9 protein-coding genes are annotated in these 11,093 nt (G+C 43.5%); 4 read left to right on the top strand and 5 right to left on the bottom strand.

What is annotated here, in order from left to right:
* Positions 1 to 202: 202 nt before the first annotated feature.
* Positions 203 to 460, bottom strand: a complete 258-nt coding sequence (locus Q0C29_RS03250; RefSeq protein ID WP_291999229.1) for a hypothetical protein — start codon at positions 458 to 460, stop codon at positions 203 to 205.
* 53 nt (positions 461 to 513) lie between these two features.
* The gene (locus tag Q0C29_RS03245) at positions 514 to 849 is read right to left on the bottom strand and encodes an MBL fold metallo-hydrolase (RefSeq protein WP_291999228.1); all 336 of its coding nucleotides are present in this window, start codon (positions 847 to 849) and stop codon (positions 514 to 516) included.
* Between the two features lie 63 nt (positions 850 to 912).
* Between Q0C29_RS03245 and Q0C29_RS03240 the strand changes: the two genes are divergently transcribed.
* The 3 genes from Q0C29_RS03240 to Q0C29_RS03230 all read left to right on the top strand — a co-directional run bounded on the left by Q0C29_RS03240 (position 913) and on the right by Q0C29_RS03230 (position 5,205).
* Positions 913 to 2,877, top strand: a complete 1,965-nt coding sequence (locus Q0C29_RS03240) for a hydantoinase/oxoprolinase family protein (protein WP_291999227.1) — start codon at positions 913 to 915, stop codon at positions 2,875 to 2,877.
* A gap of 169 nt (positions 2,878 to 3,046) precedes the next feature.
* Complete coding sequence (locus Q0C29_RS03235; RefSeq protein ID WP_291999226.1) at positions 3,047 to 4,624, top strand: hydantoinase B/oxoprolinase family protein; 1,578 nt, start codon at positions 3,047 to 3,049, stop codon at positions 4,622 to 4,624.
* A 215-nt stretch (positions 4,625 to 4,839) separates the two neighbouring features.
* Positions 4,840 to 5,205 (top strand): nucleotidyltransferase domain-containing protein, encoded by a 366-nt coding sequence (locus Q0C29_RS03230; protein WP_291999225.1) that lies wholly within the window; start codon positions 4,840 to 4,842, stop codon positions 5,203 to 5,205.
* 588 nt (positions 5,206 to 5,793) lie between these two features.
* Here Q0C29_RS03230 and Q0C29_RS03225 read toward each other — a convergent pair.
* Both Q0C29_RS03225 and Q0C29_RS03220 read right to left on the bottom strand, forming a co-directional pair.
* Complete coding sequence (locus tag Q0C29_RS03225) at positions 5,794 to 7,404, bottom strand: hypothetical protein (RefSeq protein ID WP_291999224.1); 1,611 nt, start codon at positions 7,402 to 7,404, stop codon at positions 5,794 to 5,796.
* A gap of 280 nt (positions 7,405 to 7,684) precedes the next feature.
* Positions 7,685 to 8,341 (bottom strand): hypothetical protein, encoded by a 657-nt coding sequence (locus Q0C29_RS03220; protein WP_291999223.1) that lies wholly within the window; start codon positions 8,339 to 8,341, stop codon positions 7,685 to 7,687.
* A 221-nt stretch (positions 8,342 to 8,562) separates the two neighbouring features.
* Between Q0C29_RS03220 and Q0C29_RS03215 the strand changes: the two genes are divergently transcribed.
* Positions 8,563 to 10,653 carry a hypothetical protein gene (locus tag Q0C29_RS03215; RefSeq protein WP_291999222.1) on the top strand — a complete coding sequence of 697 codons (2,091 nt, stop codon included), beginning with the start codon at positions 8,563 to 8,565 and terminating at the stop codon, positions 10,651 to 10,653.
* A gap of 6 nt (positions 10,654 to 10,659) precedes the next feature.
* On the opposite strand, the gene Q0C29_RS03210 is transcribed toward Q0C29_RS03215, so the two are convergent.
* A partial coding sequence (locus tag Q0C29_RS03210) for a hypothetical protein (protein ID WP_291999221.1) occupies positions 10,660 to 11,093 on the bottom strand: 434 nt, incomplete at its 5' end.

Here is an 11,093-nt window from a genome sequence, read left to right as displayed (position 1 = left end):
TGCTATTAAGCATACATTACCTTCGATGGAATGCTTGGTTTTACTGCCATTACTAGAGACTATAAGGGATTACAACCGATTAGTTAGCATCGTTGAGGAGAGACTGAAAGGTTTAGGAATTACTGTGTTAAGTAATGAGCCATCCTTTCTGGTTAACAAGGATAAGATTTGGCAGATGAGGAAGTCTATAAATAATAAACCTTTACACTTCGTTAATGGGCTTTATATTACCATTTTCTACTTGGAATGGAGTATCATGACCTGGGACAACCATCTTTGCCACATTGAGAATTCTTGCTATGCTTTTATTTGCCTCGTTAATATCATAATAAGTAAATGAGGTTGCCCTATTAATAGCGTCATTAATATATTTGATTGCATCTCCAACAAATGTGGTACCGTCTTTTAATAGAATTCCCATGGTACCACCTGTATGTCCGGGTAATTCTATTATTTTCATGCCAAGTATTTCATCACTCTCCTTTACATAATAAATTCTATTCTTCAATAAATCTAAAAATCTAAAAGCATATCGGCGATGTACGGATCACGCTCTCGATAAGCCAATGCATAATCCCTCTCCTTCTCTGATAATATTACCCTGGCATTCTTAAAAATTAACGCATTAATTGCATGATCATAATGTAAATGCGTTAATACTACATAGTTGATATCATTAACCTTTAATCCACGCCTACTTAATGCGTTCAGTAAGTATTCCCTATTGCCGAAGTGCCCTGGATCAATTACTACATACTTCCCGTCAACCTCTACTAGAGATACATTACAAAAACCAACAAATCCAACACTGGTATATATCGGAATACTGGGCACTAAAATCTCGAACATATCACTATATACACTCAGGATAAAACATTAAAAACACTACCTTCATAAACTTAATGATAACTCATGGTTGTCGTCGCAGTTGATGTTGGCGGTACTTTTACGGATTTCGTGATTCTTAGGGATGATGGTACTATATACTCGATTAAGATTCTATCAACGCCTAGAAGTCCTGAGGTTGCTGTGTTTGATGGTTTAAGGAGGATTAGGGGGCATATTTCTGAGGTTCTTCATGCGACTACCATTGGTACTAATGCATTGCTTGGGCAGGTTGGCCTTGAGTTACCTAGGGTGGCTTTGTTCACTACTGGGGGTTTTAGGGATGTTATTGAGATTGGGCGTCAGAATAGGCCTAGGTTATATGACTTAATGTTCGATAAACCGAGGCCACTGGTTCCAAGGGAGCTTAGGTTTGAGGTTAATGAAAGAGTCTTAGCTAATGGCACCGTGACCAAGCATGCTGACCCTAGGGAGATTGAGGAATACGCCATTAAAGCCAAATCAATGAGCGTCATTAGCGTAGCCATCTCATACCTACACTCATACATTAACCCAGTCAATGAGGAGATTACCGGTAACGTACTTAAGAAGTACTTTAAATACGTTAGCTTATCGAGTAGGGTAGCCCCTGAGCCTAGGGAGTATGAGAGAGCCTCAACAACCATCGTTAACGCCGCTCTCATGCCAATAGTTAGCGAGTATATATCAAGGTTTTCTGAGGGCCTTAAGGAACTTGGTATCAGTAGGTTCTTTATAATGTCCAGTGCTGGTGGTCTTATAGATGCTGAGGAGGCCATTAAAAGGCCTGTGCAGTTAATAGAGTCTGGGCCCGCGGCTGGTGCTGTAGCTGCAGCTGAATTCTCGAGGATAATTGGCGCCAGAAATGTGATTGCCTTCGACATGGGTGGTACTACGGCTAAGGCATCATCAATACTTAGGCATGAACCTGAGGTCACTACTGAGTATGAGGTTGGTGGTGAGGCTCACCATGGCAGGTTTATTAAGGGTAGTGGCTACCCAGTTAGGTTTCCATTCATTGACTTAGCAGAGGTCTCCAGTGGCGGTGGGACGATTATTTGGCGTGATGAGGCTGGAGCCCTTAGGGTTGGGCCTATTAGCGCTGGGGCTGATCCAGGACCAATATGCTATGGCAAGGGCGGTAAGGAACCAACACTAACCGATGCTAATGTTGCTCTTGGAAGGATTGGCGACTACCTACTCGGTGGCGAGATGAGGCTTGACAAAGACGCCGCAATTAAGGGGTTGGCAAGGCTTGGCGATCCCATTAACGTGGCCCTTGAAGCCATTAGGCTCGCCACGCTGGAGATGGCTAGGGCCGTTAGGTTGGTTACTGTAGAGAGGGGTCTTGACCCTAGGGACTTCGCATTAATGGCCTTTGGCGGTGCTGGCCCCCAATTCGCGACATACATAGCCGAGGAGTTGGGTATTGGCTCAATCATCATACCGCCGGAGCCTGGGGCTTTCAGTGCTCTAGGCCTACTAATGGCTGATGAGAGATTTGAGGCTAGGGCATCATTTCCTAAGGATATCGAGGACGGATTTAGGAGGCTCGAGGATGAATTACTTAGTAGGTTGGGTAGGGTTGATTACTTCCTTAGGTACGCCGATGTTAGGTATGTCTATCAGGGCTGGGAATTAACAATACCCGTTGGTAAACCGGCGAGTATAGGTGATGTTGAGAAGGCATTTAATGATAGGCACTACGCAACGTACGGCTTCAAACTGAATAAGCCCATTGAGGTCGTTACCATTAGGGTATTCGCGGTAATAACGAGGATTAAACCAAGGTTTAAGGCGACAAAGGCTGAGGGTGAGGCTAAGCCGAGGAGTTTCAGGAAGGTATTCTTTGATGAATGGATTGAGGTACCAATTTATTGGCGTGAGGAAATACCCACTGGGCAGGTTATTGATGGACCAGCCATAATTGAGGAGTACGGATCAACAATAGTGATTCCACCGAGGTGGAAGGCCGCGGTTGGTGAACATGGCGAAGTAAGGATTACGTACTAACTTTAGGCTAATACATTTCATAATGGCTTTAATACATAATAACAACATAATTAAACATCCCAATAACCCATGGTAACTAACCAGCTGTAGGTATCATTCAACCTTTCTGAATATAATAAGCATAAGTATGCATAACGCTTTATTAGGGGCCTGTAGGTGTATCTTTAAGATGATCTCGTGGGAATTAGTATTTAGGGCTTCGGTATTCATCGCCGAGGAGATGGGCGTGGCTCTGCGTAGGTCGGCTTTCTCGCCTAATATCCGTGAGAGGATGGACCATAGTTGCGCAATAACGGATTCGGAGGGCAATATAGTGGCTCAGGCCGAGCACATACCGGTGCACTTGGGTTCATTTAGGGTTGGCGTTAAGAATATCCTTAACTGGCTCAATAAGGAGGGTGTTGAGTTAGGCCCTGGCGATGTTATGCTTCTTAATGACCCATACATATCGGGTACCCACTTAAACGATGTCATGGTCATGGAACCCATATATGTCGATGGTAAACTCGTTGGTTATGTCGTTAATAAGGCACATCACGTGGATGTCGGTGGCCCAATACCAGGTAGTATTAACCCAAGCGCCAGGACAATATATGAGGAAGGCTTAGTCATACCGCCAGTCAAGATTATGATTAAGGGTGAGTTACAGCGTGATATTCTCAACATCATACTCAGCAACTTCAAGACCCCTGAAACAGCCATTGGCGATATAACTGCCCAGCTCGCTGCTAATAAGGTTGGTGTTGCCAGGGTTAAGGAGTTGGTTGATAAATATGGCGTTAATGATGTTATCAATGCGTGGAGGGAGGGTGTTGAATATGGCAGGAAGTTAACCCTGATGGAGATTAGTAAATGGCCCAGGGGCATTTATGAGGCGGTTGATTACATGGAGCTTGGCGACGAGTTATTACCCATTAAGGTATCTGTTGAGGTTAATGAGAGAGGTATTAAGGCGGACTTCAACGGCACTCATGAGCAAGTCGAGGCGCCAATAAACGCTGTTTATGGAGTCACCTTCTCCGCGGTGTCATTTGCAATTAGGTCGTTAATGCAGGGTGATATACCAACGAACGAGGGCTTTTATGGAACTATTAATGTCATGACCCCCGAGGGTACGCTCGTTAACCCAAGAAAGCCAGCGCCCGTGAGCGGTGGCAATGTTGAGACCACGCAGAGAATAGCTGACGTGGTATTCAGGGCATTAGCCAAAGCGCTGCCGGACCGTGTGCCTGCAGCTGGTTCTGGGACTATGATGAATGTGATGATTGGTGGATCACTACCAAATGGCGGTTATTGGGCGTACTACGAGACAATTGGTGGTGGGACTGGTGGTAGACCAGGCAAGTCAGGTGTTAGTGGTGTTCATGTTAATATGACTAATACCTTAAATACGCCGATTGAGATTGCCGAGAGGCAGTACCCACTGTTATTCACTGGGTATAGGATCAGGGAGGGCAGTGGTGGTGATGGCCTTTATAGTGGTGGTGATGGTATCATTAGGTCATTCAAGGTGCTGACGAGGGCTAGGCTCTCGATAATGGCTGAGAGATTCAAGACGAGGCCCTGGGGCTTGTGGGGTGGTAACGATGGAGAGCCTGGCGAGGTCCTTGTCAAGAGGGGTGATGGAACCGTTGTTAAGCTCCCAAGCAAGGCCTCAATAGACCTAAACCCAGGGGACGAGGTAATAATAATGACTCCTGGAGGCGGTGGGTACGGTTCACCTAACCCTAAGCATGCATTAGCTTAAGTTCACCAAGCCTTGTACGACTTAGCCGCTTTAACCTTGGATAAGCCCTTCAGTTATTCCTGAAGATGAAAATTCTTAAATATGGTGCTCAATATCCGCGAACGCACAGTATACGTTATTTACTTTGATTCTTACGCGATGTTGCGTTAAGCGATAAGAAATAGATCATGAATGAATTACGGATAAGTATCTATTTGAATTGGGTGTACTTAAGAATGCCTACATTAGTGCCAGGTGTGTGCCGAGAGAGTATACGAGGAGGGGCTGAAAGGTTAATTAAGGTTGTTAATGAAATAATGAGCAGTGGGCTAGATCCTTTAATTAAGGATACCAGGAGGAGGCAGGATGTATTTAGGAACCTTAATAAGTACCTACGTATCATTAAGGAGGTTGTTAAGTCTATAGACCCTAATGCCGAGGTTTGTCTCTTTGGCTCGGTCACAGAGGGTGAGTGTGCATTATCAAGCAATGTTGATGTATTAGTGATAATTAATGTTGATCCAGGGATTATTCTGAAAAGCTTTGGTGTGCCTATACTGGCTCACCATCCGAGATCCATGTTAGGGCTCCCAATAAGTTGATTTACCATGAAAGATTCAGCAAATTGATGATGGTTAAGGCCTCGTTGGCGTAGGCCTGCGTGGGTTCAAATCCCCCAAGCGTGACTTAGGCGTCACGAGTAATTTGACTAGTATGATTAGGTTTCCCTTGCTGGCTTTTTAAGGTGCGCTGTTTGGGTGTGGTTTTTCTTGTTGGTTTTTAAGGTATGTATACGTAGCTTGGTGAGCCGTGGGTTATCCTTAGGTTGTACCAAATGCCCCTTGGTCCATAGTAGTATTCCCAGATGCGGCCAATTGGGGTTTCTGATTATGGGGGTGTTAAGCCTATTGCGCAGTCCCAAGGCTGGAGACATGGTGCCAGCTTACCGTAGTAGATCTTGATGTAGGCATACTGCGTACACTGTGCTCCCAAGTACGTGTGCCTTGTCAAATCCCTCTAGGACTTCGCGTTAATAACCTCCATTATGCATGAATATATGACTTGGCTATCGTTACTGTTTATGAGTCAAGTAAGTGCCATTAGGCATCGTAACCAGTGCCTTAGTGAAGGTGATAACCGTGACATTACCAAGGATGAACCCTGGAAGCGACCTAGAACCAAAATACCCCTCAGCTTGAACTCTCAGTGTTTAATGCACTTAACTCAGTATCAACATACTGGCATGATATATCCACAGTGTTGGCTACACTGCTCTTAATTTGGCTTAATGAGCCTATTATGGCTTCATAACTCACTGGTTCACCAGGATACTCAACGGTTAAACCACCGGCGCCCCATAATCCACTGCTTGGTGGCCAGATTGAGCCTACTGCGGCAGTGCCCCATATTCCACTGCACGTTAGGGTATCGTTACTGATTGAGTAGTATAGTGGCCACTCACCATTAGCAGCATCAGTAGGATTATCACCCATGGAGAATACTAAAGCAAAGCCAGTATTGTTGCTGAAGAAGGATGATGATGTATCACTGGTTTCAAACGCCATAGATGGGTAGCATGTGTAGTTTGCATTACATGGCCAACTGCCTATAGTTGGACGTAAGTATGTTACATTGCTTACGGTTACTGTTCCTGGATTACTCTCCCACTCCATGCTTGAACCAAGCTGTGCGCTTAAAGTTAATGTTGATACGGTTACCCCATTAACAACGCTTGTTGATGAGTTAGTAACGTAGAAGTATGCTTCCGTATAATTCACGTTATTTACGCTTGCTGAGAGTAAGGTCTCATAACCATCACCGTTAGGCTTAATGGATGTGCATAAAGTGACCCCAGTGGCTAGCCAATCAACAACACCATTAACAGTGCTTAAAGGCATCCAACCAATGTAAGGCTCATAGCCAGGAACCCAAATGTTGAATAGTAACGCTGGCCTCCAAATAGCGAAGGCAGGCTGAATACCAAAAGCTAATATACCGTAGCTGTACACTACTGTTCCTAGGGAATTCTCATTGGTTACATTCCTTAACTGCTTAGCATATTGGTCAACGGTCAACGGTATGGCCGCATAGTCACTACTTGGAATAACCAAGTTGCTACCATTATCAGGATAAGTGTAGCCGCATATCACACTGGATTTATTAACATTGGCGAAGGCTGCTAAAGCCCAAGTAGGATCACCACCAGTGTAGCCCACTTTGTATAGGTATGATTCATTAATGGTAATAATTTCAGTAACATTAAACTCCTGAATACAGCCATACTGTGAACAAACCGGGTAAGGCTTAGAGCTCACAATCTTCTTATGAACTATAGGCACACTGGTAACAACCACATAAGGTTCCCTAAACATTGGTGGTGGCATTTTTGACGCTAATTCATTAAGGGCATTAAGCAATCCACCACCCTTAACAATCCTTATTTCGTAGCCTGGTTTTATGGTGTTTGGCATTACTGTTATCCATTTGTTGCTGATTCTTACTTGGATTACTTGTGTTTTAGCCTCTATGCTTATTTTGCTTCCATTTAGCAGTATTAGGGTTAATTCATCAATATGCCATGTAAGCTTAACATTAGGCTTGCCTGATAGTTCATTTATGCTTACTATTGAGTTTAAAGACATGTTTAAGGCATTATAGAATGCTTTTGCGTAAGGTCCAGTTACTGTGAATGTAGTGGGCAAGTAGGCTACAGCTAGAATGCTTGAATTACCATTCACTGGCTTATTAAAACTGTAGGCAATAAGCGTACTAATGCCTAAGGCAGAAGCCACAATAAGCAAAATCAACCACCAACGCATCAAATCGCCAAGCAATTAAACACAAGCAAGCTTATAAACCCTGCCCCCATCAATCAACAGATTAACCAAGAAGCATACCTAAGATACCAATAATGCTCAGTAATTCGTCTTCAATACCGTGAACCATGTATTTGACATAGGTTTAATAATACCGGCCGGAATACATGCTATAGGCGTCTCAACAATCTACATAGGCTACCCGCTCAATATTGCGCAGTAGAGGGGCAATAAGTTTACCGTGAATTTATGGTTCTACCGTATGTTAATTGAGGCTATTGAATTGAAGGCTCAGGAGTATGCCCGCATAGTCGTTAACCGGCACTACTAGGTCACTCCCATTACCAGGATACACATAGCCGCAGATACTGTATGTTGAATTCAGGTTAATGAATGCTGAGAGTGCCCATGTTGGTGTGGAGTCGAAACCAAGGTAAACATACGTAAACATGAGCCACCTATGGGTAGCCTTAAGCCACTCAACAATAGGCAAGGGTGGTGAACAGACAACACCATGAAGCCTACACATAACCCTAAAACCATTAATAATGCTCATGATTTTGCTTGGAGGAGGGTAAATAGGCCTATAAACCCGCACAGACCTAACAACACTCATTAATGCCTTTAATGTTTCATTACCCTTGATTACCTTTATTTCGTACTTCGGCTTAATGTTGTTTGGTGTTATTGTTAGCCAAATGCCATTAGCCTTGATTTGTATTTCCTGCGTCCTAGCCTCAATGAATATTCTGCTTCCATTCCTTAGGATTACGGTTAAGTAGTCCACATGCCATGCAAGCCTAACACTAGGCCTATTAGTAAGCATTATTGGGCTTAGGGTTGAGTTAATAGGTAAACCAAGCATAGCGTAGAGTAGCTTAGCGTATGGGCCAGCCACAGTGAAGGAATTAGGCAACAACACCTCAACCAAGATGAGGGAATCATTGAAAGAAGCATTACGATAAGAGTTGAAAGTATAAAGGATAATAAATGTGATGAGTAAAGCTAAAAACGTGGTTAGGACCAGGATCCATAACTTAACAGCCATAAATTGGAAATGCGAAGGTATATAAAAACCCTACTTTATAATTGTTATTATTCCTATTGAAAAAGCTTTAAATATTTCATATGTGATACTTCATCATGGGTAACGGATTGAAGGTTAAGGTAATTACCATAATTTTATTAATTCTTACGGTTATTATTCTGGCCCTTACACGTAGTCTCTGGGTACGTAGTAATAATGGATATACTGATTATAGGTTAGTAGTGTATATTAACAATAAGCTCTATGCGCTTACAGTTGTAAGGGTTAATGCGACTATACAGGAATCCTCATACCTAACGTACATTTATGCTAAATCCAAGTGCCTAATGTTTAATGCATCAATGTTCAATGTCACTGACGGTGAATTATGCATACCCTACAGTCTTACTACAGATGTCTCATACCCACCATCTGTTTCCTTAGGTTTCAGCACAATAGCGTTTCAATACGCCGCTGATGCTGAAGTCCTCGTATACAGGATCCTTGTAAATATTCCTAGTGTAAGGAGGTTTACGGATAATGGCTACTTAAGGTTCGCTGAAATGCACTATAACGGTGGGCCCATACTTCAATCGATTATTAATAATACTCAAGGTGCCTCAAAGTACATTTACGGTATAGTGGATTTGACTTACGATTTTAGCTACGTGGCCTACGGTAAGAATGGGACATTGGTGGGATTGGTTAAGGCATCAATAGGCGTTGATGGTGATGAAATAGTACTAAACGTTACATTGACCCCTAAAAGCAAGCTTATAGTAAGTGTACCCTTTGAGACTAGGGCTAATTACAGCTTAAGCATCGTAATTAGGGTTAATGGCGGTATTTACGCAGACTACGCGTACAATATATCTAACCCGGTCATTGAGTATCTTGGGGAGTCTAGGAGCGTCACGTGGGGGTGTTTCAATGTTGAATTACCCATGTTTAACATATCCTACAGTGACGTATGCCTACCCTTAGGCATGAGCATTAAGATGCCCAGCTACTTCTGGTTCAGTAACGAACCCATGGGCACCCTAATGCCCCATGTTAGGGAGGCCTCAGGCCTCGTGTTGAAGATACTTAATGCCATACCCGTGGTGAGGCGCTACATCAACAACAACTTATTAGTAATGGACTCTGAGGGCTTCCAAATCTCGTGGGTTAAGGAGGGGCCGATAGCGGTCTATAGCAGTATTGGTGCAATATACTATAAGTGGATCTTCACCGTTTATGCAAATGGCGTTAGGGTCGGTTTAATATACGTCACAATGTACGCCACTAGAAGTGGCACGGCATATTACGTCGACATAGGCATTAGATTAATCACTAGGAATGAGATTGAGGAACTTAATAGGGTTAGGTTACAGGGCCTGGTCACAGCCAGTGAGATTAATTCAACATGGTCAGGCTACGTGGCCTCCTACGATAGTGGATATAGCGAATACGGTAATGACACCTTTGAGGCTATTACAGCATGGATAACGGTACCTGAATTTTCACTAAACCCAAGCTGCATAAGCAATCAGGCATTGGCCGCCTGGGTAGGGTTGTCTCCAGGCAACCAGTGGTATACGCCATATGCGCAGGCTGGATGGATATGGATGGAGCAGGTATCACAAGAGTACTCCAGTTACCAACTCTTCTATGCAGATGAACCCCAGGGCGATTTAATTACGCCAGTCAGCCTTAGTGGCTACTATGTTGAACAGTATTCAACAATTACCGTAAACATACAGTACGGCCACACAGCATCAAGTAATCAAACATGGTACATTAATTGGTATGTAGGATATCCTAATGGTACGTATGTCGAGGTCACGTATAATGAAACCTACCCACTTACAATAGGGGCTGAGGCTGATAATTGGCAGGCCGCTCAATTCATCGTAGAAACACCTTTAATCAATGGTGAATACGCATGCTTACCAAGCTTAGGTGGAGGCGTTTTGATGTTCTATAGCGACTACGTCTACGATACAGTTAACCCAACCCCCCAATTGGTGGGCAATGGCACTTGGCTAGGGTTAACCCAGTTCATTAGTCATGAACTACAGGGCGTAGCGTATCTATACAATTTAACTTTAAGTAACGTGGGAGGGTATGCTCAGCCAACAGGGATAGGCAAATGCACAGTACCCTCAGGCTACTACAATGCAGGCTACGTAAGCGAAAACTGCTTCCAAGTAGAATTAAGCTCATAATTTTTATTAACCACAGGACAGGATATTTAAGTAGTAATTCGTGTAATTAACTATTAAACCACTTGGGTAGGCTGACGTTGAGCCGGTTACGCTACTTAACTGGTGGCTTCCAATTATGGTTATGAAGAATTGGTTAGCTGGATTGAACCAGATCTGGATGGTTGCGTCGACTGAGAAGTTGCTTTGACTATACAGGTTAATGGGTATGAATGCGCTGACTATGGTCTCAATGGTGGTGGCCCACCATGGTAGGGACTCTGAGAGTATTGAAGCAAAGACCTCACCCATTAATGCGGCTACTGCAGGCATATTGGCATTATACGTGGATATTAGGCTATTAATAGGGTATTTAATAGTGTTTCCCGTTAAGTAGCCGCTAGCGTTGCTGCATGTTAGGCTTGGGTTTATTGAATTATAACCATTAATTAAGGTTACTGGTA

Origin of the sequence: Caldivirga sp. (genome assembly GCF_023256255.1) — an archaeon.
Classification (GTDB): domain Archaea; phylum Thermoproteota; class Thermoprotei; order Thermoproteales; family Thermocladiaceae; genus Caldivirga.
Note: the sequence above shows the minus strand (reverse complement) of the source record. Positions and strands in the feature narration are given on the sequence as shown.

What these genes read in the sequence shown, in the direction of transcription:
- Q0C29_RS03250 (WP_291999229.1), bottom strand. Translation starts at nt 460, where the DNA reads ATGAAAATAATAGAATTACCCGGACATACAGGTGGTACCATGGGAATT.
- Q0C29_RS03245 (WP_291999228.1), bottom strand. Translation starts at nt 849, where the DNA reads ATGTTCGAGATTTTAGTGCCCAGTATTCCGATATATACCAGTGTTGGA.
- Q0C29_RS03240 (WP_291999227.1), top strand. Translation starts at nt 913, where the DNA reads ATGGTTGTCGTCGCAGTTGATGTTGGCGGTACTTTTACGGATTTCGTG.
- Q0C29_RS03235 (WP_291999226.1), top strand. Translation starts at nt 3,047, where the DNA reads ATGATCTCGTGGGAATTAGTATTTAGGGCTTCGGTATTCATCGCCGAG.
- Q0C29_RS03230 (WP_291999225.1), top strand. Translation starts at nt 4,840, where the DNA reads ATGCCTACATTAGTGCCAGGTGTGTGCCGAGAGAGTATACGAGGAGGG.
- Q0C29_RS03215 (WP_291999222.1), top strand. Translation starts at nt 8,563, where the DNA reads ATGGGTAACGGATTGAAGGTTAAGGTAATTACCATAATTTTATTAATT.